This is a genomic window from Rhizobium sp. J15 (assembly GCF_002531825.1).
GTDB lineage: Bacteria > Pseudomonadota > Alphaproteobacteria > Rhizobiales > Rhizobiaceae > Rhizobium.
In genome coordinates, this window is record NZ_NWSX01000014.1 from 1 (window position 1) to 21,610 (window position 21,610).

Consider the following 21,610-nt stretch of genomic DNA (forward strand, 5'->3'; position numbering starts at 1 on the left):
CTTGCCCTGAGACTTTTTTTTATTGCTCAGTCCAAGCCTGTGGAGAAATCGGCCGACCGTGGCGCGATGGACTATCACATCGCGTCCGGCCAATTCGATGCACAGTTCATCCAGCGTGATCTCGCCATTGTCGGCAACACGTTCGGCAATCCATTTGCCGTGTGCCGCCAACTTGCCCCCACTCGGGGCATGTCCCTGTCGGGCCGGCACTAGAGAACCGGAAGTCCGATGGAGGATCATCATATTGTTGATAAATCTCGGAGATACCCGGAAATGCCGGGCGGCTTCCCGATGGCTGTTGCCTTCCTCTACAAACGCAACCACACGCACTCGCAACTCTACCGGATGCGGCTTACCCATGGCAGATCTCCCTTCCATGGCCATGGAATCATAAATCCATCGCCAAGGGAATCCTGAATCAGAAAGACTGCGACGCGCTTTAACATGACGACCCTCGACCGGGATGCAACGGAGGAGCAGCTGATTGAAATCGATCGGCTAACAGATCGGCTAGGACGGCGACCTGGAATCAAAGACAGCTTTTCCAAGCTAGATCTTAACAACAACGGGTTTCGGTTGTTGTTTTCCGCATCATGGATTTGGGCTGAACCACATAAAAGTTTATTGAGTGCGCCTCAAGGTTGGGTACGCGTTCGAGAGGTGGCAGCGCTGGATCACTGGGAACGTTCCTGGAAAAAATCTGGTAGCCCGACCAATGCCAACGTCTTCACTCCTGCCCTGCTTTCCGATCCCAACATGCACATCTACGGTCGATTGGCCGGCGACGGCTTTGATGCGGGATGCATCGCAAATCGATCGACGCAGGTTGTAGGGATCTCCAATATTTTTAGTTTGGCTGGTACGCCGCAGGCCTTCCAGGATGCAATTTCATTGGCCACTATCGCCTTTTCAGTCGATTCGCCCCTTGTCGGATATGATCGCGGTGAAGCCCTAGACGAAATGAAAAAGCTGGGTTTCAAGCCCGTCGGCCAATTGCGGATCTGGCTATCTGATGAGGGCGCATAAACGCTTTCCCCTTCGTTCTCCATTAGCGTTGTATAGCTGGAAAACAACGGTAGGCCCTCTTACTGATTTCGCCGCCTGCCCTGCAGCAGATCGAGCACGGAGTTCGCGGCTTCCAGAACGTTGGTTCCCGGCCCGAACACGGCGGCAACGCCGTGCTCCTGCAGGAATTCATAATCCTGCCGCGGAATGACGCCGCCGCAGACGACGATAATATCGCCGCCGCCCTGCTCCTTCAGGCTGTCGATCAGTTGCGGCAGCAGCGTTTTGTGGCCGGCTGCGAGCGATGAAACACCGACGACGTTGACCTTTTGACCAAGCGCCATCTGGGCGGCCTCATCAGGCGTCTGGAACAGCGGTCCGGCAAGCACGTCGAAACCGATATCGCCGAAGGCCGAGGCGATCACCTTGGCGCCGCGATCGTGGCCGTCCTGGCCGAGCTTGGCGACCATGATTTTCGGCCGATGCCCCATGGCATCCGTCACCTCCGCCATGCGGGTCTTCAGCACGGCAAGTTCCGGCTCGCTTCTATAGGCATCGCCATAGACATCCTTGATCACCTCGGGCGTTGCCGCATGATCGCCGAAGGCCTGCCGCATTGCGTCGGAGATTTCGCCGACAGTGGCGCGGGCGCGCGCCGCCTCGACGGCGGCGGCAAGCAGGTTGCCCTTGCCGCTGCGGGCAACCTCGGAAAGTGCGGCAAGCGCATCGGCGGCCTTTGCGCTATCGCGCCGCCGCTTGGTGTCCTCGATCCGCCTGACCTGCGCGCTGCGCACGGCGGCGTTGTCGATCGCCAGGATGTCGATCTCCTGCTCGGTCTCCAGACGGTATTTGTTGACGCCGACGATGACCTCCTCGCCCTTGTCGACCGCCGCCTGGCGGCGGGTCGCGGCCTCCTCGATCAGCCGTTTCGGCAAGCCCTCGTTGACGGCCTTCGTCATGCCGCCGAGCGCCTCGACTTCCTCGATCAGCGCCCAGGCCTTGTCGGCAAGTTCCTTCGTCAGGCTCTCGACATAATAGGAGCCGGCCAGCGGATCGACCACCTTCGTCACGCCGGTTTCGTGCTGAAGGATCAGCTGCGTGTTGCGGGCGATGCGGGCGGAAAATTCCGTCGGCAGCGCGATCGCCTCGTCGAAGGAATTGGTATGCAGCGACTGCGTCCCGCCAAGCACGGCCGACATCGCCTCGAAGGCGGTGCGGATGATGTTGTTATAGGGGTCCTGTTCCTGCAGCGAGACGCCGGAGGTCTGGCAATGGGTGCGCAGCATGAGCGAGGATGCCTTCTTCGGCTGGAACTCCTCCATGATGCGGGTCCAGAGCAGCCGGGCGGCGCGCAGTTTCGCGGCTTCCATGAAGAAGCTCATGCCGATCGCGAAGAAGAAGGAGAGCCTGCCGGCGAAATCGTCGACATCGAGGCCCTTGGCGATGGCGGCCCTGACATATTCGCGGCCGTCGGCCAGCGTGAAGGCGAGTTCCTGCACCAGTGTCGCTCCGGCCTCCTGCATGTGATAGCCGGAAATGGAGATCGAGTTGAACTTCGGCATCTCCCTTGCCGTATATTCGATGATGTCGGCAACGATCCGCATCGAGGGTTCGGGCGGATAGATATAGGTGTTGCGGACCATGAACTCCTTGAGGATATCGTTCTGGATCGTGCCGGAGAGTTCGGCCTTGGCAACGCCCTGCTCTTCGCCGGCGACGATGAAGGAGGCGAGGATCGGGATGACCGCGCCATTCATGGTCATGGAGACGGAAATCCTCTCCAGCGGAATGCCGTCGAACAGGATCTTCATGTCCTCGACACTGTCGATGGCCACACCCGCCTTGCCGACATCGCCTTCGACACGTGGGTGGTCGCTGTCATAGCCGCGATGGGTGGCGAGATCGAAGGCGACGGAGACGCCCTGCTGGCCGGCGGCCAGCGCCTTGCGATAGAAGGCGTTGGAGGCTTCGGCGGTGGAGAAGCCGGCATATTGGCGGATCGTCCAGGGGCGCCCTGCATACATCGTTGCGCGCGGGCCGCGGGTAAAGGGCGCAAAGCCCGGCAGCGAGCCGAGATGTTCAGCGCCGTCGATATCCTCGGCCGTATAGAGCGGCTTGACGGCAATGCCTTCCGGAGTTTGCCAGGTCAGCGTTTCGGGCGCGGCGCGCAATTCCTTCTGCGCAAGTTCCGCCCAATCCGACAGCGTCTTCTTCGTCATGCGTCTCCTCCGGCTTTTTCATCCGCACCTTATCATTTCACAGGCGCTTGATGCGATACAGCCATAGGACAATTCGCGCAGCAAAGCATTCACGGCGCGCCACGCGTTCGCCGCACGCTTCCGGCCTCGATCTATTTATGATCCAGTTTCGCGACCAGGCGGTCGCCGAGCCACTGGATGCCGCAGACGAGGACGATGAGGACGGCCACGACCGCGATCATCACATTGGTTTCGAAGCGTTGATAGCCGTAGCGGATGGCGAGATCGCCGAGGCCGCCGGCGCCGATCGCGCCTGCCATGGCCGAAGCGCCGATCAGAGTGACCAGCGTGACGGTGAAGCCGGCGACGATGCCGGGCAGCGCTTCGGGCACGAGCACTTCGCGCACGATCGTCCAGCGATTGCCGCCCATGGCCCGCACGGCATCGATCAGCCCGCGGTCGACCTCGCGCAGCGACACTTCGGCGATGCGCGCATAGTAGGGTGTCGCGGCGATGGCGAGCGGCACGATGGCCGCCCAGGTGCCGAGCGCCGTGCCGACGATCAGCCGCGTCAGCGGGATCAGCGCCACCAGCAGGATGATGAAAGGCACCGAACGGAAGCCGTTGATGACGGCGCCGAGCGCGCGATTGATCCAGAGGTTCTCGGCGATGCCGCCGCGGGCCGTGACGACAAGCGCAAGGCCGAGCGGCAGCCCGGCGACGAGCGAGATCACGCCTGAGGCGACGGTCATCAGAACCGTCTCCCAAAGGGAGCGGAGCAGCAGTTCAAACATGATCGGTGTCATAACCAAGCACCTCTACCCGGGCCGACCGGGACGTCAGGAATTGTTCGACCTTCCCGGCGAGCGTGGGATCGCGGGTGGGAACGGCAATGAAGAACCGCGCCACCGGCTGGTTCTGAATGTGGTCGATTCCACCGTGAACGAGGCGGAAGGAACGGGGTAGCGCAGCTGAAAGATCGGCAAAAAGAGCGCCTTGGGCTTCAGGTCCGGCAAGATCGATGCTGAGGATCGCCTCGCTTCCTCCCGTTGCCGAAAGCCGGCCGGCAATATGGACAGGGAGCTGCGGGCGGATACCGCCGAGCAGGCTCCTGGTGATCGCTTGCTCCGGATTGGCGAAGACCGACCAGACCTGCCCTTCCTCGACGATCCGCCCGGCATCGATGACGGCGACGCGATCGGCAATGCCGCGCACCACTTCCATCTCATGCGTGATCAGCAGGATCGTCAGTCCGAGCTTACGGTTGATGTCCTTCAGCAGCGCCAGGATCGACCGGGTCGTCTCAGGATCGAGCGCCGATGTCGCCTCGTCGGACAGTAGGAGCGCCGGGCGTGCCGCCAGTGCCCGGGCGATGCCGACGCGCTGCTTTTGGCCGCCGGAGAGCGACGTGGGATAGGCCTTCGCCTTGTCGGCAAGCCCGACGAGATCGAGCAGCTCATGCGCCCGCTTCAGGCGCTCGGCCTTGGCAACGCCCTCGATCTTCAGCGGCAGCGCGACATTGTCTTCGACGGTCTTGGCGGACAGCAGGTTGAAATGCTGGAAAATCATGCCGATGCGGCGGCGCAGCGGCTGCAATTCCTGTTCCTGAAGGCCGGTGATATCGCGGCCTTCGATGCGGATCTCGCCGCTGTCGGCGCGCTCCAGCCCGTTCAGGCAGCGGATCAGGGTCGATTTGCCGGCGCCGCTGCGGCCGATGATGCCGAGGATCTCGCCCCTCTTCACCTGCAGCGAAATGCCGTCGAGTGCAGCCGTGGCTCCGAACCGGCGCTTGACGTCGGTCAGTCTCACCACTTCTTCGGCTGCGCCAGTTTGCGGCTGCGCCTCGACCTCGGTGGTGGAAACAAACGAATTCATGTGCTTTTCCTTACAAACACCGAAGGCGGCCCGGGCAAGAAACGCCCGGGCCGCCTTTCGGCAGGCCTTAACCCCGGCCTTATCTCGGATCAATAGGCGCTGAGACCCGTTCCCTTGTAAACCTTGTCGAATTCAGCCTTCACGGTGTCGTTCTGATAGGAAGACACCAGCGTCTTGACCCAGTCGGCATCCTTGTTCTCTTCCTTGACCGCGATGAAGTTGCGGTACGGATTGTCGGCGATCGGTTCTTGTGCAATGCGCTCGGCCGGCGAAAGACCGCTCTTTAGCGCCCAGTCGGTATTGACCACACCGGCATCAAGATCATCGATCGAGCGGCCGACGATGCCGGCATCGAGCTCCTTGATCTCGATCTTCTTCGGGTTCTCCGTAACGTCGGCGACCGTCGCGAGAATTCCGGCATCTTCGCTGAGCTTGATGAGGCCCTCATTCTGGAGAACCCGGAGCGCCCGGCCTTCGTTCGAAGGGTCGTTCGGAACGCCGATCACGGCGCCGTCAGGGATTTCGGCAACGGACTTGTACTTCTTGGTGTAGAGGCCGATCGGCCAGACGCCGGTATAGCCGACGGGAGTAATATGATAGCCGTGCTGCTTGACCTGGTTGTCGAGATAGGGCTGGTGCTGGAAGGCGTTGGCATCGATTTCGCCGCGCTCCAGCGCTTCGTTCGGCTGCGTGTAATCGTTGAAAATGACGGTTTCGATCTTGAGGCCCTTCTTGGCCGCCTCGCTGGTGACCACCCGCCATACATCCTCGTCCTCACCGGCCATGATGCCGACCTTGATCAACTTGTCCTCGGCAAAGGAAGGAGCAGGTCCTGCAAAGGTGAAAAGCGCGGCAGCGGAAACGGCAACGGCTGCAAGAGCGGCGCGACGCGAAAAGTGGAAGCCGTGAAGTTTTTTGTTCTTGGTCATTGTATATCCCGTCTGACTGAATGAGGCCGAACGCCCCGAGCAGGCTGATCATTGCAAATGCGTCGATCGCGAGCGAAGCACGAAAGTCCGATGTAGTGGAAAGGTCGGAAAAACTCTTGCCGCCGCATCGATATCGGCAGGATAAATTTCCATCAAATTTGTGGATTAATTGCGGCTTGTAAGCATAGTCTAAAAAATGAAACGGCGCCTCCGGGGCGCCGCTCGGACCTCTTTTGGGCATTCTTCACTCGGCAGCGATAAGCGCTCGATTTTGGATGGGAAAGAAGGCCGACAGCTCGCTGATGACCTCTCCGATGCGCTTCGAAAGCGGATCGGATGAGACGCGATAATCGGTGAAATCGCGGTCGGAAGCATAGACTGCGGTCGGCAGCGTGTGGGACATGAAGAAGCCGAAGAGCGGGCGCAGCTGATGCTCGACCATCAGCGCATGCCGCTCGCCGCCGCCGGTCGCGGTGATGACGATCGGCTTGGCGCGCAGCTCGTGCGGGTCGATCAGGTCGATCAAATGCTTGAAAAGTCCGGGATAGCTGCCCTTGTAGGTCGGCGCTCCGATGACCAGGATATCAGCATTGACGATGTCGTCGATGACCTCTTTGGCGCGGCTGTCGAGATCGTCTCGTCGCAGCGCCTGGCCGAGTGAAGGGCCGACGTCGGTCAGGTCATAGAGAGTGTTCTCGAAGCCGTATCTTTCAGCAGCGAGGCCGGCGACGTTTTCGACGAGTGCGAAAGTCTTCGAGGGGCGGTTGAAGCTACCGGCGAGACCGACCAGTTTCAGAGCAGACATGCCATTTCCTTCCAATATCGTACCGGGACCGACGTCATTGTTGGCACGAATATTATCTATAAAAATAGTGGATTAAAGGAATGGCGATCCCTCTTCTCGATGGGAGAGGAAAAATACGTGCGTCCCGTCAGCAGCCCGGTGGGTGAAATCTCGGAGGCATGGAGCCCGGAATATCGGGGATACTCCGGGCGTGAACGCACCGTTCTCTGCGGGCGATATCGCCTCAGGCCGGCTTCTGCTTGGGAATGCGCGGCAGGAAGAAGGTCAGGAGGCCGAGCAGCGGCAGGTAGGAGCAGATCCGGTAGACGAAATCGATGCCGTGGGTATCGGCGAAATCGCCGAGCAATGCGGCGCCGAGCCCCCCTGCCCCGAATGCGAAGCCGAAGAAGACGCCGGCTATCAGCCCGACTCGACCGGGCACCAGTTCCTGCGCGAAGACGACGATCGCCGAGAAGGCCGAAGCGAAGATCAGGCCGATCACGATGCTGAGCACGCCCGTCCAGAAAAGATTGGCATAAGGCAGGAGCAGGGCAAAGGGAATGACGCCGAGGATCGAGAACCAGATGACGAAACGGGCGCCGAAGCGATCGCCGATCGGCCCGCCGAGGAAAGTGCCGACGGCGACCGAGCCCAAAAAGAGGAAGAGCATCAGCTGCGCCTGCTGCACGCTGAGTTGGAACTTGTCGATGACGTAGAAGGTGAAGTAGCTCGACACGCTCGCCATGTAGACGTTCTTTGTCGCCGTCAGCAGCACAAGGATCAGCAGCGCCCAGACGACCCTGTTCTGCGGCAGCGGCAGGGCTTTGCTTACCGCGGGCTTGCTGGCGTTCTGACGCCTGTGGCTCATGTACCAGTTTCCGACCCAGCTCAGCACGATCATGCCGACCATGGCGATGGCGGAGAACCAGGAGACGCTGTGCTGGCCGAGCGGCAGCACGATGAAGGCTGCGAGCAGCGGGCCGATCGCCTGGCCGGCATTGCCGCCGACCTGAAAGAAGGACTGCGCAAAGCCGTGACGGCCGCCGGAGGCGAGGCGGGCGACGCGCGAGGATTCCGGATGGAAGACCGCCGAGCCGAAGCCGATCAGGCTTGCGGCCACCAGCAGCAGCGCAAAATTGCCGGCATTGCCGAGGAGAATGAGGCCGCAAAACGTGCTCGCCATGCCGACCGGCAGCGAATAGGGCATCGGCCAGCGGTCGGTAACGATGCCGACCAGCGGCTGCAGCAGCGAGGCTGTGACCTGGAACGTCATGGTGAGGAGGCCGATCTGAACGAAATCGAGATCGTAGTTCGCCTTGAACAGCGGATAGAGCGAGGCGAGCAACGACTGCATGATATCGTTCAGCATATGACAGAAGCTGACCGCCATCAGAATAGACATGGTTGTCTTTTCGAAACGAGGCGCGCTCTCGGCAACTGTTGCCATGAATATTCCTCCTGCACAGGCACGTTCGGTGCCGTGCCGCGTCATTTTTTTCGGATTTTCGGGCGATCGGGGCCGGGAGACACTCGAGCGGCGGTCGCTTCAGTGGATTTAACGCAAGCCGGACGGCAAGCACAGCCCAGTTTTAACAGTATCGGTACGCATTTGTTCGATTTATTCTTCCGCCGATCGGATTTTGCTGAGTTCCAGTCTCGGATGGCGGTTTTCATATCACAGTCCGTCGCGATCAATCGCATATCGGATATGCTATGTGAAAACAGCCATGGAAAAGCAGCGCGGGGGATACTACAGCTGCGCCGATTGAAAATGCGATCGAGGCTGAAAACACGCGATGAACGTCAAGACACCCAATGCAATAGACAGCTATGTCGGCGCCCGCATAAGAATGCGCCGGCAATTGCTCGGAATGAGCCAGGAACGGCTTGCCGATCAAATCGGGGTGACCTTTCAGCAGGTTCAGAAATACGAGAAGGGCATCAACCGCATCGGCGCGAGCCGCCTGCAGCGGATTGCCGAAGTGCTTCACACCTCGCCGAGCTTCTTCTTCGAACAGGGCGATTCCGAACCGCTGACGCGGCAGGGGCTGGACCTGCCGGCGAATGGAGATCCGGTGACGGATTTCCTCCGGACGAAAGAGGGCTTGGTGCTCAACCGGGCCTTCCTGAAGATCGCCGACCAGAATATCCGTGAAACGATCATCGCGCTGGTAAATGCTATGGCGCAGGCGGAAAACAACGGCGCAACGTTTGGGGCTTCTTTAACGGATGGCGCCCATCCGCTTGGTAGATAACCGAGAAGATTCTGGGGCGCTGCGGGCGATTCCGGCCCCCCTCGCCCGCTGCTGGCGTCGTGCAGATGCACTTGGCCGCAACGGGCGCCACCTGCTGCGAGCCCCGCAGCGGTAATCACGGCTCTCGATGTTTCGGTTCCGACGCATTGTGATCGGTTATGATGCCGGCATGCGGCTCAGGCGAGTCGGCTGGTGCATGCGAAGCTACCCGCCGAACCGCGGCCCGTCGACCGGTTCAAGCCATTGAAAAAGATTGGACAACCTCGCGATAGGGTCTTGTTAACCCTATTTGCCTTGCGACTCGTTCAGAATCGGCGCTAAATGCGCTTTCATAGTGTGCAGGGCTTTTAAATCGCATTTTCGAGATTTCCATGAATATGGCGCCGCAGATAGAAAAGGCAATTTCTGATGTCGACCAACTGATCATTGGTCAGGCGCAGGAACTGTCCGACAAGCTCAAGCAGCATCGGCTCGAAATGTTTCCGCCGCGCGCGCTGAAGGGCCTGCGGCAATTTCAGTTGGCCGAAGTCGCGCGCTTCCTCGGCGTCACCAGCGGCTATCTTCGCAATTTATCGCTGGAAGGCAAGGGCACCCTTCCCCAGGTCACGCCCTCGGGCCGCCGCTCCTATACGGCGGAGCAGATGGGAGAGATGCGGACTTTCCTGGAGCATCATGCGCGTGCAGGAACACATTATCTGCCCCATCGCCGCGGCAACGAACATCTGCAGGTCGTGGCGGTCGTCAACTTCAAGGGCGGCAGCGGCAAGACGACGACTGCCGCGCATCTTGCCCAGCACCTTGCGCTTACCGGTCATCGCGTCCTCGCCGTCGACCTCGACCCGCAGGCTTCCCTCTCCGCCATCCATGGCTTCCAGCCGGAATTCGACGTCAACGAAAATGAGACGCTCTACGCCGCCATTCGCTACGATGATCAGCGGCGGCCGCTGAGAGAAGTCATCCGGCCGACGAACTTCCCGAACCTTCATCTTGTGCCGGGCAATCTCGAACTGATGGAATTCGAGCATGATACGCCGCGCGTCCTCGCCCAGGGGAAGACGGGCGACTATGGACGCGTCTTCTTCGCGCGGCTGGACGATGCGCTCTCCTCGGTGGCAGACGATTACGATATCGTCATCATCGACTGCCCTCCCCAGCTCGGTTTTCTCACCATGAGCGCCATCTGCGGCGCGACGGCGGTTCTGATCACCGTCCACCCGCAGATGCTCGATGTCATGTCGATGTGCCAGTTTCTGCAGATGCTCGGCGAAGTGCTGAACACGCTGAAGGGCGCCGGCGGCAACATGAACCTCGATTGGCTGCGTTACCTCGTGACCCGCTACGATCCACAGGACGGACCGCAGACGCAGATGGTCGCCTTCATGCGATCGATGTTCAAGAACCATGTGCTGACCAATCCGATGCTGCGCAGCGTCGCGATCTCCGATGCCGCGATGACCAACCAGACGCTTTACGAGGTCGAGCGCAGCCAGTTTACCCGCGCGACCTATGACCGGGCGATGGAAGCAATGGATGCCGTCAACGTCGAGATCTCCGATCTCATCCACAAGGCTTGGGGGCGGAAATGACCGGGAAGTTTACTGCGGTAAACTCCAACACGGAGCGGGCCAATGGCGCGTAAGAATCTCCTCTCGGGGCTGATGGACGATTCCAAGAAGTTTACTGCGGTAAACAGCGAGGACGAGCCGCTTCACAAGGACGAGAAACAGCAGATTACCTATAAGGGGATCGGCGCTCTCGGCGCCGTGACGCGCAGTATCGACGCGCTGGCTGCCAAGGCCGACGCGGCCAAGGCGATCGAAGCGAAGCTGGCGACGGGAGAGACGGTGATCGATCTCGATCCCGCCCTGATCGAGGATTCCTTCGTTACCGACAGGCTGGCCCATACCGACGAGCAGTTCCGCGAATTGGTCGAAGCAATCCGGCTGCGCGGCCAGGATTCGCCGATCCTCGTGCGTCCGCATCCCGAAAGGGACGGCCGGTATCAGATCGCCTTCGGCCATCGCCGCGCCCGGGCCGCCAAGGAACTCGGCCGGCCCGTTCGCGCCGTGGTCAAGAAGCTCGACGATCGCGACCACGTCATCGCCCAGGGGCAGGAAAATTCGGCGCGCGCCGATCTTTCCTTCATCGAAAGGACGATGTTCGCCGACAAGCTCGACACGCTGGGTTTCGACAGGGAAACGATCATGTCCGCGCTCAGCGCCGACAAGACGACGGTGTCCAAGATGCTGTCCGTCACCAAGCGAATTCCGGCAGAGGTTCTGGCCGCCATCGGCGCGGCCAAGACAACCGGCCGTGATCGCTGGCACGATTTGTCGGTGCGGTTCGAGACCGAGAATATCGGCGCTCGTGCGATCGAATTCACCAGGTCGCAGGAATTCGAGACGGCGGAGCCGGACACCCGTTTCGACATGCTCGTTGCCTTTATCAGCAGAAGGCCGCAGCAACCCTCGTCCATAGCGGCCCCGAAGCCGGTTCACGCCTGGCAGCGTCAGGACGGCGCGGTCAAGGCGAAAATCAAGGATGACGGAAAACAGTTCACCATCGCGCTGAAAGCCGAGAAGGCATCTGCCTTTGGAGCCTATATCGCCAGTAATCTGGACCGTCTCTACGAGGCGTTCGAGAAGACACAGGATTTGACGAAGAACGGAGATCAATAAGCAAAAGAAAAGGCCCCCGAACGTTGCCGTCGCGGAAGCCCTCTCTGATCTAGACACCCAGAGAATCACATTTCCGCGAATCATAGTCAAGAGTCTTTGGCACCGAATTTGGTGAGCCGTGATCTTTTGCCTTGAAGAAGGCGAAGAGAATGGAAAGCGGAAGTGTGACGACGCCCTTTGGGCGGCGGCCGATGACGCTTGGCATGTTGGCAAGCCAAGCGTCTGTCCGAAAGATCGAGCCCGGCCAATCAATCGACAAGTGGAAACTTTACCGCGCCCTGTGCGAGGCCAAGCCTTTGCTTGGGGTCACCGATCGGGCGCTCGCCGTGCTGAACGCCTTGCTGAGCTTTTATCCCAAGGGCGAACTCTCGGGGGAAAACGGACTCGTCGTGTTCCCATCCAATGCACAGCTCTCGCTGCGCGCGCATGGCATGGCGGAGCAGACCATTCGCCGGCATCTCGCGGCGCTCATCGAGGCGGGCTTGCTCATCCGCAAGGACAGCCCGAACGGCAAGCGCTATGCGCGCAAGGAGCAGGGCGGGGAGATCCGCGAGGCGTTCGGCTTCTCGCTGGCCCCGTTGCTCGTGCGAGCCGAGGAGATCGAACGGCTGGCGGCCGAGGTGGCGGCCGAACGGCTGCAGTTGCAGCGGCTGCGGGAACGCCTGACGCTTTGCCGCCGTGATATCTCCAAGCTCATCGAGATGGCTTTGGAGGAGGGGGGTGCCGGCGATTGGAACAAGATCCATCTGCATTTTCGCGCCGTCATCGACCGACTGCCACGGTCACCTTCCGCCGATCAAGTGGCCACCACCCTTGATGAGCTGGAGTTGCTGCGCGAAGAAATCGTCAATCAATTGGAAATGCAGGTTAAAGCTCAAAATGAAAGCGGCAATGCCCAACATTTTGAGCGGCACATACAGAATTCAAATCCAAAACCCATTATTGAACTTGAACCAGGCTTCGAAACGAAGCAGGGCGCAGCCGCGGATGATCGATCGGCAGGCAGTGCCGAGCCGATAACACGAATACCCAAAAACGAAGAGCGGGGCGGGAAGACCGCGACCACAAATTCAGCCTCCTCCGCCAACGACAGGCTGAAATCCTTCCCGCTGGGGCTCGTACTGCAGGCCTGCCCCGAAATCGCAGCCTATGGGCCGCAAGGCTCGGTCGGCACGTGGCGGGACCTGATGGCGGCGGCTGTGGTCGTCCGCTCGATGCTCGGCGTCAGCCCATCGGCCTATGAGCAGGCCTGCGAGATCATGGGTCCGGAAAATGCCGCCACCGTCATGGCCTGCGTTCTCGAAAGGGCAGGGCACATCAACTCCGCCGGCGGTTATCTGCGCGACCTGACGCGCCGCGCCGAAAGAGGGGAATTCGCTATAGGACCGATGTTGATGGCGCTTGCCCGAAGCAATTCACCGGTCAGCGGGAGGACGGGATGAATTTGCTTCCTCGGTCCTGACGAACGTTATTATGGTTAACGAAGTGTGACGAAAGTGAAGGATAAGACGGCTTCTGGTTGCCAGTTTCCCGGTTTTGTATCAGCAGGTTAGAAATTTTCAGACGGCGGTACGGGGTGTGCTGCCGAGCCTGAAGCGCTTTTTGATCCTGTCGACGGGTGTTCCACCCAGCAGCGGAACCTGCACAAGCCTGTCATAGGGCTCGAAGCCCATTTTTGCGTAATAGGCGAGACCGCTGACATTGTCGGCGCGAATGGTGGCATTGATGAAGTCGAGGCCGAACTCTTCGGCTGCTGCCCGAGTTGTGGGGAAAAGCGCCCGGCCGACGCCGCGGAGCTTCGGATCGATCCGGGCAAATGTCGCGATATCGGCATATCCTTTCGGCGGGTCGCCATAAAGGCTGAGCGACTGGAAACCGGCAAGCGACCGATCCTGCTCGGCGACATGGCAGACGAGGGGGAATTCGCCGTCGATGAACCAATCCGCGAACTCCGAAGCCGAAAGAGGCGTCTCGAGCGCGGTTGTTCCACCCGCCACGATGATCTCGTTCAGGAGGCTGCACAGCTCCTCCGCGTCGGCGGATACCGCTCTTCGAATAAGCATGTCTTTCCTATCTCGTGTTGGACCGCGAGCGTAGCGATGGCGTCAGGAGAGCACAAGCGATCATGGATTCGCTTCGTTTGCTCTCCTCTCGATATGTCAGCTTTCTCATTATAGACTTCGTCGCATGACAACTGACAGACTGGATCTTCGCCACTCAACAGTGGATATTCCGCGGAAATTCTGGGAGGTGCGATACAATGCAGACCGCTATCCCGGGGCTCCTGGCGTTAATGGAGTGGACGGTGGCGCAAACTGCCAGCAGTACGCTTATTCGATCTTACGGCACAATGGTTTTGAAATTCCAGACCTTCGGTCCAGCGACCTTTGGGAGGATACGCTCCACACTCGAGTTTCGCAAAAGTTGGAGCCCTTCGACTTGCTACTCGTACATCGCGAACCGAAAAGTTTCGGAGCGCACGTGGGACTCTGTGTTGGCGAAAACCTGATCCTCCATCTCTCCAGAGTAAGAGCTCTTCCCGCGGTCGAAACTTTGGATGAACTGCAGCGTCGCGATGAATATCGTTTTTTGATCGGCTTCAAGACCGTACTTGTCCGGCATTGAGCGCCTACGCGCCGGCTTTTGATCGACGTATGATATTCGATCCACAGTTGACGCTAAACCGCTTTTTGACGATAGGGCAGGGTAGCGGAAAGGCGCCGCTTGGCAATGGGAGAAGCAGGGGAGCATGCGTTTGAAACGGGCGGTGGATTTTTTCCTGGCGGTCATTGCTTCGCTGGTCCTGCTCGTTCCGAGCCTCGTCGTCGCCCTTTGTGTTCGCCTTACCTCGCCGGGACCGGTCCTCTATTGGTCAAAGCGTGTCGGCCGTTTCAATCAGATATTCCTGATGCCGAAATTTCGCAGCATGCGCATCGACACGCCGACTGTGGCCACGCATCTCCTCGACAATCCGGACCAGTTTCTGACGCCCATCGGCTCGTTTCTGCGCAAATCCAGCCTCGATGAGTTACCGCAGCTCTGGTGCATTCTGGCGGGGAAGATGAGTTTCGTCGGACCGCGCCCGGCGCTCTATAATCAGTATGATCTGATCGAATTGCGGACGGCCCACGGCGTCGACAAGCTCCTGCCGGGATTGACGGGATGGGCGCAGATCAACGGACGAGATGAATTGCCGATCCCCGAGAAGGTGAAATTCGATGTCGAATATCTCGAGCGTCGCTCGTTCGGCTTCGATATGCGCATCCTGTTTCTCACCGCGGAAAAGGTGATCCGCCGAAAGGGAATCACGCATTAACTTGCCTACCTCAGATAGATAAGCGGTTCGAAAGGCCGCTCATTCCGATTATTTCAGTTGCGCTCGTTGCAGAAAATGACAAGAAGGTGTTGTCCATTTGATCGCGAGACGCCGGTAAGCAATGCCTGAAAATACCCCCACTGAGACGCCACGCTCGGGATGGTTCTTAGTGCCGATGCAGGCGCTCGTCGCCCCTCTGCTTGCGATGCCGCGCGGTGCCAAACGCGCCTTGGCATTGCTGGTGGATTCCGGCTTTTGCGTCCTGACGATCTGGCTGGCTTATTGCTTCCGCCTCAATGAATGGACGATGCTGACCGGCGTGCAGTGGCTGCCGGTCTTTGTTTCGCTGTGCATGGCGCTTCCGATCTTTGTCGTCATGGGCATGTACCGGGCGATCTTTCGTTATGCCGGCCTTGCTGCCTTCATTGCCGTCCTGAAGGCCATCGCGATCTACGGCGTCGCCTTCATGACGATATTCACCGCGCTCAGCGTCCCCGGCGTTCCGAGAACCGTCGGCATTCTCCAGCCCTTCCTGCTGCTGATTGCCATCGGCCTCTCGCGCTTGAGCATCCGTTATTGGCTGGGGGATACCTATCAGCGCATCCTCCACCAGAATACGCTCGCCAAGGTGCTGATCTATGGGGCCGGCAATGCCGGACGTCAGCTCGCAGGCGCGTTGACGAACAGCGCCGAGCTCAATGTCGTCGGTTACCTGGACGACGATCCGCGTCTCAAGGGCGGCATCATGGGCGGTTTGCCGATCTATGACCCGTCGGATCTTCCGGAGCTTGCCGGAACTCTCGGCGTGCACAACGTGCTTCTTGCCCTTCCATCCGCATCGCGGCAGCGCCGCAATGAAATCCTCGAGCGCATTCGCAAAGCCAGGGTGAACGTCCGGACATTGCCTGACCTCACGGCTCTGGCGCAGGGGCGGGTCGCCGTCTCCGACATTCGTGAGCTGGAGATTGAAGACCTGCTGGGAAGGGAAGCGGTTGCGCCGCGGCAAGAGCTGCTCGACAAGGCGATGCGCAACAAGGTGGTGATGGTCACCGGCGCCGGCGGCTCCATCGGCGGCGAATTATGCCGCCAGATTCTGCGCAACGCGCCTTCGAGCCTCATCCTCGTCGATCAGAACGAGTTCGCGCTCTACAATATCCATGCCGAATTGCTGAAGCTGGCCGAGCTGTACAAATATGCAAGCCTGCAGATCGTTCCCATTCTCTGTTCCGTCCGCGACCATGACCGCATGGAACATATCATGCAGAGCTGGCGGCCGCAGACGCTCTATCATGCTGCTGCTTACAAGCATGTGCCTCTTGTCGAACACAATGCGGTGGAAGGCATCAAGAACAATGTCATGGGGACGCTGATCACCGCCCGCGCGGCGAACAAATGCGGCGTCTCGAATTTCGTGCTGATCAGCACCGACAAAGCCGTGCGTCCGACGAATGTGATGGGCGCCAGCAAGAGACTGGCCGAGATGGTTCTGCAGGCGCTCGCGGCGGAGCCGGCCGCCGGCGGAGTGCGGACGAATTTCTCCATGGTTCGTTTCGGAAACGTCCTCGGCTCCTCCGGATCCGTCGTGCCGCTGTTCCGGCAGCAGATCAAGGATGGCGGTCCGGTGACGCTGACGCATCCCGATATCACCCGCTATTTCATGACCATTTCGGAGGCCTCGCAGCTCGTCATCCAGGCGGGCGCGATGGCGGACGGCGGGGATGTTTTCCTGCTCGATATGGGAGAGCCTGTCCGCATCGCCGATCTTGCCCGCAAGATGGTGGAGCTTTCCGGCCTGACCGTGCGCCACGAGGATAATCCCGAAGGGGATATCGAGCTTGCCGTTACCGGCCTCAGGCCCGGCGAGAAGCTCTATGAAGAACTGCTGATCGGCGATAATCCTGAAACGACGGAACATCCCCGGATCATGAAGGCGCGCGAGGATTTTCTGTCCTGGCCGGAGCTTTCAAAGAGGCTGAGCTCGCTCAATGCGGCGCTGGATCGCAACGATATGATCGCGGCGCGCGCGGCCTTGGCGGAACTCGTGTCCGGCTATTCTTCGACGGGCGAGGTTTCGGATCTGGCTTTTACCGGCGCCGAAACCATTACGGCGGCCTGAAACTCCGCCGACGCCCAGTTGGCGGACATCAGCTTCGAACGACGGGCGAAAAGCGCGTGCTGCCGCGATCCGCGCAAATGAGCGCGACCATATAGGCGAAGATCGGATCCAATGCCTTTTGGTTGAACATGATGCCGAAACTGCCCGTTATGACGTAGCTGCTGATCAGCAGAAGAGCGATTGCGATGGCGAGATCGCGGCCCGGCCCGGGCTCCTTTTTCCAGGCAGCGATCAAGGGCGTCAGCAGAAGCAGCGAAAGTGCGGCGATGCCGACGACGCCTGCGTCAATTCCCGCGGTCAAAAAGCCGTTATGGACATGCGAATAGGGAAGCTGCGGCCTTATGTTTTCAGGGACCTCGGCCAGCACCGCCGCCATCCGGTTCTGCGGACCGTAGCCGGTAAAAGGATCCTTGATGATGGCCGATAGAGCGCCTTTGTAGAGGGCGACCCGCGCGCTGAGCGACGTAATATCGCCATGAGCGCTTTCAAGCGACGAAAAATTGTTCTGGAGTTCGCGGACGCGATAGACGACCTGGTCGCTGCCGAGAGCAAGAAGCCCCAGCAACAGCACGGTACCGGTGATGGCGACGCTGCGCAAACTCACATGAAAGCGGTGCTTGGGAAAATACCACAGGAAGATCGCGACGTGCACGGGAATGACCAGCCAGGCCGAGCGCGTTCCGGAAAGCAGCGCGCAGCCCAGGCCTGCGGCATATCCCAGGATCGCGATTTTCTGCTCCATGCTTTTGGGCGACTGGATGTTGAGAAGCGCGACGCTGCCGAAAAGAACGCCGATAACGCCGAGGAGGGCGGCGTTCGAGGTCCCGGCTTCTGCCCTGGGCATCAGGAACAAGACCTGAAGCAGGCTGAAAAGAAAGGTCACGATCATGCCGAGGCCGGCGCCGAGGATAAAGAGCGGCACGAGGCGGCCATCGGGAGATTGGCGCATACGCGGCAAGATCAGCCAGATCGAAAAGAAGGGCAGGAGACGGAAGATCCAATCCAGTTCTTCGGAGAAAGGCGGATTGACGAAGATGCTGACGATCATCACCACCGGGTAGATCGTCATGCAAATGGCGACCAGCCGGTCGGACTTAGAGAGGTTAAGAGGAAAGCGAGCTTTCGCTAGAAGGTAGAGGCCCGATATCATCGACCCGAGGAGGATGAACGAGTTAAAATTGGGCGAAAGTCCGGGCAGGATTGCAAAGAGAAAGACCGTAATGCCGTTGGTTCGATCAAGCGTGCTTCCCGACCCGTTCCCGGGGTGAAGCATCGCAATCACGAGTTGCCTGAAGTAATTCACTTTGCTGATCCTGAGGTGTCGCTGATCCAGCCTCGCTAAGGACCGTTGTCACCGCTGTCAAGCTGTGAGGGCGGGCGAAACCCGTGCTTTGCTCACTGTCGTATTCCGGCAACAGCAAAGCCGGCTGCTCCTCGCTTCACCCGATGAGCAGCCGCAATGCCCTGCGACGGTGAAGCCGACATGACCAGAAAACACGTTTGAGGTGCGAGCTTGCTGAGCAACTTTCTCGTCGAGCGTCGTGGTTCTGTGTTCGGAAAAACGTCGTTCGCGCATGGTGGGAGAGCGATACGCCAGCCAACCGCACAGGCGCTTCTTGGTGCCTGCCGTTATCGCCAATAGGCGCGCGCTGGGCTTTCCGCTGATGATCGGCCCAGGAGATAGCCGAGGCCGAATGCGACAATGCCGATACTGAGCAGCAATGCGCTTGCGGTGTGCGGGTGGTCTCTAGCGCCGGAGGTGACCGCATAGACCTCACGTTTCACCCCGCTGGCCGCCGGTTGGGCAGCCTTGGCCAGTCCCTCCGGCTGCTCGACGGGTGTGCCGGTGAATCCCGCGTTCAAATCTTGCTTCTCAGCCATGCCGGGACCTTTCCTGAATTGGTTCGGGGAGGAAGTTTCAATCTTGCTCGCGCGTGCCGGGCGAGGCTTCGCGCTGATCTGCGTCTTCGAGATCCGTCTTCACGAGGAACGTATCGGCATGCTGGCGCGAGGCCTCTCGCAGGGCTTCGAGCTTTGGAGGATTATCGGCTTCGCTCCACTGCGCATCGAGCTCATGTTCAGCCACGCTCCAGTGATGCGCCTGTCTTCCCTCCGGCCTGCCTTCCTTTTCCCATAGGGAATAGGCGCGTTTCCGGATTTCGTCCTCGCGGCTGGTGGTCTGCGGCCGGCTCCGATCGTCGGCGACGCTCGCGGTTCGCCGCGCCGTCTTTGGTCTGCGTGCCTCCGTCGCGGCTGAAGTTTGCGCCTCGGCGCCGTTGGTCGCATTTCCGTTCGTCTTGCGTCGTGCTGGGGTTTTCATGAACATCTCCTTGGAAAAATACAACCAAGTCCGCTGATCTAAGTTCCCTATAAGAATGCTTTTCCGCCGCGGCGACGGCGAGCGCCGTAGGCCTTGGCAAGGCGCCATAACTGATATACTAGTATGCCAGAAAGCGTCGGCGTCCCGGTATCCTCATGCGGCAGACAGCAGAAACCGAAGTCTTCGTACCCACCTCCTCTCAAGAGATTGGCGGCCGACTGCGCCGCGTCACGGCGGCTGGCGCCATCTACGAGCGCTTGCATGCCGATATCGTCTCGCTCCGGATGCCACCCGGTATGCTCTTGCAGGAAAAGCGGATCGCGGAAGAATTCGGCGTCAGCCGCACGCCGGTGCGCGAGGCGCTGCTCAGGCTTTCCGAAGGCGGACTGGTCGATATCTTTCCGCAATCGGGCACCGTCGTATCGCGGGTGCCGGTCTCAGTGATCCCCGAAGCGGTCGTCGTGCGCAAGGCGCTCGAAGGCACGACCGTCGAGATGGCGGCTCGAGCTGCCACCCCTGCCGATATCGCCCGCCTTGATGCTATCATCGCCCGTCAGCGTGCGCATGCCGCGGCCGACGATGTCGTGAGCTTCCATGAGGAGGATGAGGCCTTTCACGAGGCAATCGCGCAGATATCGGGCTATCCCGGCATTTGGGGGCTCCTGAAGACAGTCAAGGTGCAGATCGACCGGGCGCGGCGGCTGGCGCTGCCGGCGCTTGGACGCATGGGCAATGTGGTGCACGAACACACCATCATCCGCGATGCGCTCGTCGCACATGATGCGGCGGCGGCACGCGAGGCGATGATCCATCATTTGAGCGCCGTCATCCCTGACGTCGATGAATTGCGCTCGCGCTACCCCGATTATTTCTGCTGACGGCAGGCCAAATACGAAACGACAAGGCGAGGAAGAAGAAGGATGAGGCAAGGTTGGAGATGGTTCGGGCCGGAAGCGCCGGTAACGCTGGATGACGTCCGCCAGACGGGCGCCACCAACATCGTGTCGTCGCTGCACCAGGTGCCGATCGGCAGAGCCTGGACCGAGAAGGAAGTGCGCGAGCGGCAGTCGTTGATCGAGACGACGCCTGCCGGTCGTTCGCCGCTTATCTGGTCGGTCGTGGAAAGCATCCCGATTCCTGACGCGGTCAAGCGCAAGGGCGGGGAGGCGAAGGCGGAAATCGAGGCGTGGATCGCCAGCCTCGAAGCGGTCGCCGCCTGCGGCATTCCGATCGTCTGCTATAATTTCATGCCAGTCGTGGACTGGACGCGCACCGAACTCGATTTCGTGACGCCGACAGGTGCCACCGCCATGCGCTTCGATCATGAGCGTTTCGCGGCCTTCGATCTCTTCATTCTGGAACGGCCGGATGCAGCCCGGCAATATTCCGAGGAAGACCGTGAGCGGGCGCGGGCCGTCTTCGAGACCATGTCGGAGGAGGAGATCGCCGAGATCACCCGCATCATCACCTCGGCTCTGCCTGGTTCGACCACCGAACCCCTGACCATTCCGGCCTTCCGGGAGAAACTGGTCGCATATAGCGGCATCGATGGCGCGAGGCTGCGGCAGCATCTGATCGAATTCCTGGAGGCGGTGACGCCGGCTGCCGAAGCGCGCGGCGTCAAGCTGACGCTGCATCCCGACGATCCGCCGCGTTCGCTGTTCGGCCTTCCCCGCATCGCTTCGACCGCCGAGGACTACGCGGCTCTCTTCGATGCGGTGCCGTCGGTGGCAAACGGCATGTGTTACTGCACTGGCAGCCTGGGCGTGCGGGCCGACAACGACCTGCCGGCAATCGCCCGGCGCTTCGCGTCGCGCATCCACTTCGCCCATCTGCGCGCCACGACCCGCGAGGGCGACGGCCGGACCTTCCATGAAAGCGCGCATCTGGAAGGCGACGTCGACATGGTCGCGGTTCTCAGGGAACTCGTTGCCGAAGATGGCCGCCGCGGTCCCGAAGACACCATCGTCTTCCGCTCGGATCATGGCCACCGCATGCTCGACGATCTCGACAAGACAGTCACGCCCGGCTACCCCGCCATCGGCCGCATGCGCGGCCTTGCGGAGCTTCGCGGCATCATGCATGCGCTCGGCGCCCCGCCGACCTGACGGTCCCGGAGCGCGGCGCGCCAGCC

At 60.3% G+C, this 21,610-nt stretch carries 19 protein-coding genes and 1 pseudogene; 9 read left to right on the forward strand and 11 right to left on the reverse strand.

All coding sequences use genetic code 11. The features are described from left to right. Window positions 1-360: pseudogene (locus CO670_RS14390) on the reverse strand (IS630 family transposase); the annotation flags it as partial. An 84-nt stretch (window positions 361-444) separates the two neighbouring features. Between CO670_RS14390 and CO670_RS14395 the strand changes: the two are divergent. Then, window positions 445-1,026: a hypothetical protein gene (locus tag CO670_RS14395; RefSeq protein WP_245425820.1), complete on the forward strand. Its 582-nt coding sequence runs from the start codon at window positions 445-447 to the stop codon at window positions 1,024-1,026. Window positions 1,027-1,085: 59 nt separating this feature from the next. Here the strand turns inward: CO670_RS14395 and scpA are convergent, their stop codons facing one another. The 6 genes from scpA to CO670_RS14425 form a co-directional block, all read right to left on the reverse strand. Next, window positions 1,086-3,224, reverse strand: a complete 2,139-nt coding sequence (gene scpA / locus CO670_RS14400) for a methylmalonyl-CoA mutase (protein ID WP_097590848.1) — start codon at window positions 3,222-3,224, stop codon at window positions 1,086-1,088. Window positions 3,225-3,355: 131 nt separating this feature from the next. Beyond that, complete coding sequence (locus CO670_RS14405) at window positions 3,356-4,009, reverse strand: methionine ABC transporter permease (RefSeq protein WP_097590849.1); 654 nt, start codon at window positions 4,007-4,009, stop codon at window positions 3,356-3,358. Continuing rightward, window positions 3,990-5,078, reverse strand: coding sequence for a methionine ABC transporter ATP-binding protein (locus CO670_RS14410; RefSeq protein ID WP_097590850.1), 1,089 nt, complete (start codon window positions 5,076-5,078; stop codon window positions 3,990-3,992). Before CO670_RS14410 ends, CO670_RS14405 begins: the two co-directional genes overlap by 20 nt. An 89-nt stretch (window positions 5,079-5,167) precedes the next feature. After that, entirely contained in the window at window positions 5,168-6,007 is an 840-nt protein-coding gene (locus CO670_RS14415; protein WP_097590851.1) for a MetQ/NlpA family lipoprotein, read from the reverse strand. A gap of 244 nt (window positions 6,008-6,251) precedes the next feature. Beyond that, window positions 6,252-6,812 carry an FMN reductase gene (msuE, locus tag CO670_RS14420; protein ID WP_097590852.1) on the reverse strand — a complete coding sequence of 187 codons (561 nt, stop codon included), beginning with the start codon at window positions 6,810-6,812 and terminating at the stop codon, window positions 6,252-6,254. Window positions 6,813-7,035: 223 nt separating this feature from the next. Beyond that, window positions 7,036-8,238, reverse strand: a complete 1,203-nt coding sequence (locus CO670_RS14425) for an MFS transporter (RefSeq protein ID WP_097590853.1) — start codon at window positions 8,236-8,238, stop codon at window positions 7,036-7,038. Between the two features lie 349 nt (window positions 8,239-8,587). On the opposite strand from CO670_RS14425, the gene CO670_RS14430 reads away from it, so the two are divergent. The 4 genes from CO670_RS14430 to repC all read left to right on the forward strand — a co-directional run bounded on the left by CO670_RS14430 (window position 8,588) and on the right by repC (window position 13,166). After that, window positions 8,588-9,046 (forward strand): helix-turn-helix domain-containing protein, encoded by a 459-nt coding sequence (locus CO670_RS14430; protein ID WP_097590854.1) that lies wholly within the window; start codon window positions 8,588-8,590, stop codon window positions 9,044-9,046. A 371-nt stretch (window positions 9,047-9,417) separates the two neighbouring features. Further along, window positions 9,418-10,632: a plasmid partitioning protein RepA gene (gene repA, locus CO670_RS14435; RefSeq protein WP_097590855.1), complete on the forward strand. Its 1,215-nt coding sequence runs from the start codon at window positions 9,418-9,420 to the stop codon at window positions 10,630-10,632. A 42-nt stretch (window positions 10,633-10,674) separates the two neighbouring features. Next, on the forward strand, window positions 10,675-11,724 hold the full coding sequence (gene repB, locus CO670_RS14440; protein ID WP_097590856.1) for a plasmid partitioning protein RepB: 1,050 nt from the start codon (window positions 10,675-10,677) through the stop codon (window positions 11,722-11,724). Window positions 11,725-11,873: 149 nt separating this feature from the next. Continuing rightward, window positions 11,874-13,166, forward strand: a complete 1,293-nt coding sequence (gene repC / locus CO670_RS14445; RefSeq protein WP_097590857.1) for a plasmid replication protein RepC — start codon at window positions 11,874-11,876, stop codon at window positions 13,164-13,166. Window positions 13,167-13,283: 117 nt separating this feature from the next. Here repC and CO670_RS14450 read toward each other — a convergent pair whose 3' ends face one another. Beyond that, window positions 13,284-13,787 (reverse strand): GNAT family N-acetyltransferase, encoded by a 504-nt coding sequence (locus tag CO670_RS14450; protein WP_097590858.1) that lies wholly within the window; start codon window positions 13,785-13,787, stop codon window positions 13,284-13,286. Window positions 13,788-14,473: 686 nt separating this feature from the next. Here CO670_RS14450 and CO670_RS14460 point away from each other — a divergent pair. Both CO670_RS14460 and CO670_RS14465 read left to right on the forward strand, forming a co-directional pair. Next, the gene (locus CO670_RS14460; RefSeq protein WP_097590860.1) at window positions 14,474-15,040 is read left to right on the forward strand and encodes a sugar transferase; all 567 of its coding nucleotides are present in this window, start codon (window positions 14,474-14,476) and stop codon (window positions 15,038-15,040) included. Window positions 15,041-15,161: 121 nt separating this feature from the next. Then, a complete protein-coding gene (locus CO670_RS14465) occupies window positions 15,162-17,156 on the forward strand; it encodes a nucleoside-diphosphate sugar epimerase/dehydratase (protein WP_097590861.1) in 1,995 nt (664 codons plus the stop codon). Between the two features lie 28 nt (window positions 17,157-17,184). Here the strand turns inward: CO670_RS14465 and CO670_RS14470 are convergent, their stop codons facing one another. The 3 genes from CO670_RS14470 to CO670_RS14480 form a co-directional block, all read right to left on the reverse strand. After that, window positions 17,185-18,459, reverse strand: a complete 1,275-nt coding sequence (locus tag CO670_RS14470) for an O-antigen ligase family protein (RefSeq protein ID WP_097590862.1) — start codon at window positions 18,457-18,459, stop codon at window positions 17,185-17,187. Window positions 18,460-18,785: 326 nt separating this feature from the next. Next, window positions 18,786-19,037 carry a hypothetical protein gene (locus CO670_RS14475; RefSeq protein ID WP_097590863.1) on the reverse strand — a complete coding sequence of 84 codons (252 nt, stop codon included), beginning with the start codon at window positions 19,035-19,037 and terminating at the stop codon, window positions 18,786-18,788. A gap of 37 nt (window positions 19,038-19,074) precedes the next feature. After that, complete coding sequence (locus CO670_RS14480; RefSeq protein WP_097590957.1) at window positions 19,075-19,476, reverse strand: DUF2934 domain-containing protein; 402 nt, start codon at window positions 19,474-19,476, stop codon at window positions 19,075-19,077. Window positions 19,477-19,631: 155 nt separating this feature from the next. On the opposite strand from CO670_RS14480, the gene CO670_RS14485 reads away from it, so the two are divergent. Together CO670_RS14485 and uxuA are read left to right on the forward strand one after the other, a co-directional pair. Beyond that, window positions 19,632-20,354, forward strand: a complete 723-nt coding sequence (locus tag CO670_RS14485) for a GntR family transcriptional regulator (protein ID WP_097590864.1) — start codon at window positions 19,632-19,634, stop codon at window positions 20,352-20,354. Window positions 20,355-20,396: 42 nt separating this feature from the next. Continuing rightward, complete coding sequence (gene uxuA / locus CO670_RS14490) at window positions 20,397-21,584, forward strand: mannonate dehydratase (RefSeq protein WP_097590865.1); 1,188 nt, start codon at window positions 20,397-20,399, stop codon at window positions 21,582-21,584. The last annotated feature ends 26 nt before the right edge of the window (window positions 21,585-21,610 follow it).

Excerpts from the sequence above, each read along its gene's own strand:
- CO670_RS14410 (WP_097590850.1), bottom strand. The coding sequence starts at position 5,078 with ATGAATTCGTTTGTTTCCACCACCGAGGTCGAGGCGCAGCCGCAAACT.
- scpA (WP_097590848.1), bottom strand. The coding sequence starts at position 3,224 with ATGACGAAGAAGACGCTGTCGGATTGGGCGGAACTTGCGCAGAAGGAA.
- CO670_RS14405 (WP_097590849.1), bottom strand. The coding sequence starts at position 4,009 with ATGACACCGATCATGTTTGAACTGCTGCTCCGCTCCCTTTGGGAGACG.
- CO670_RS14475 (WP_097590863.1), bottom strand. The coding sequence starts at position 19,037 with ATGGCTGAGAAGCAAGATTTGAACGCGGGATTCACCGGCACACCCGTC.
- CO670_RS14425 (WP_097590853.1), bottom strand. The coding sequence starts at position 8,238 with ATGGCAACAGTTGCCGAGAGCGCGCCTCGTTTCGAAAAGACAACCATG.
- repA (WP_097590855.1), top strand. The coding sequence starts at position 9,418 with ATGAATATGGCGCCGCAGATAGAAAAGGCAATTTCTGATGTCGACCAA.
- CO670_RS14415 (WP_097590851.1), bottom strand. The coding sequence starts at position 6,007 with ATGACCAAGAACAAAAAACTTCACGGCTTCCACTTTTCGCGTCGCGCC.
- CO670_RS14465 (WP_097590861.1), top strand. The coding sequence starts at position 15,162 with ATGCCTGAAAATACCCCCACTGAGACGCCACGCTCGGGATGGTTCTTA.
- repC (WP_097590857.1), top strand. The coding sequence starts at position 11,874 with ATGGAAAGCGGAAGTGTGACGACGCCCTTTGGGCGGCGGCCGATGACG.
- CO670_RS14460 (WP_097590860.1), top strand. The coding sequence starts at position 14,474 with ATGCGTTTGAAACGGGCGGTGGATTTTTTCCTGGCGGTCATTGCTTCG.
- CO670_RS14450 (WP_097590858.1), bottom strand. The coding sequence starts at position 13,787 with ATGCTTATTCGAAGAGCGGTATCCGCCGACGCGGAGGAGCTGTGCAGC.
- repB (WP_097590856.1), top strand. The coding sequence starts at position 10,675 with ATGGCGCGTAAGAATCTCCTCTCGGGGCTGATGGACGATTCCAAGAAG.
- CO670_RS14480 (WP_097590957.1), bottom strand. The coding sequence starts at position 19,476 with ATGAAAACCCCAGCACGACGCAAGACGAACGGAAATGCGACCAACGGC.
- CO670_RS14395 (WP_245425820.1), top strand. The coding sequence starts at position 445 with ATGACGACCCTCGACCGGGATGCAACGGAGGAGCAGCTGATTGAAATC.
- CO670_RS14485 (WP_097590864.1), top strand. The coding sequence starts at position 19,632 with ATGCGGCAGACAGCAGAAACCGAAGTCTTCGTACCCACCTCCTCTCAA.
- CO670_RS14430 (WP_097590854.1), top strand. The coding sequence starts at position 8,588 with ATGAACGTCAAGACACCCAATGCAATAGACAGCTATGTCGGCGCCCGC.
- uxuA (WP_097590865.1), top strand. The coding sequence starts at position 20,397 with ATGAGGCAAGGTTGGAGATGGTTCGGGCCGGAAGCGCCGGTAACGCTG.
- msuE (WP_097590852.1), bottom strand. The coding sequence starts at position 6,812 with ATGTCTGCTCTGAAACTGGTCGGTCTCGCCGGTAGCTTCAACCGCCCC.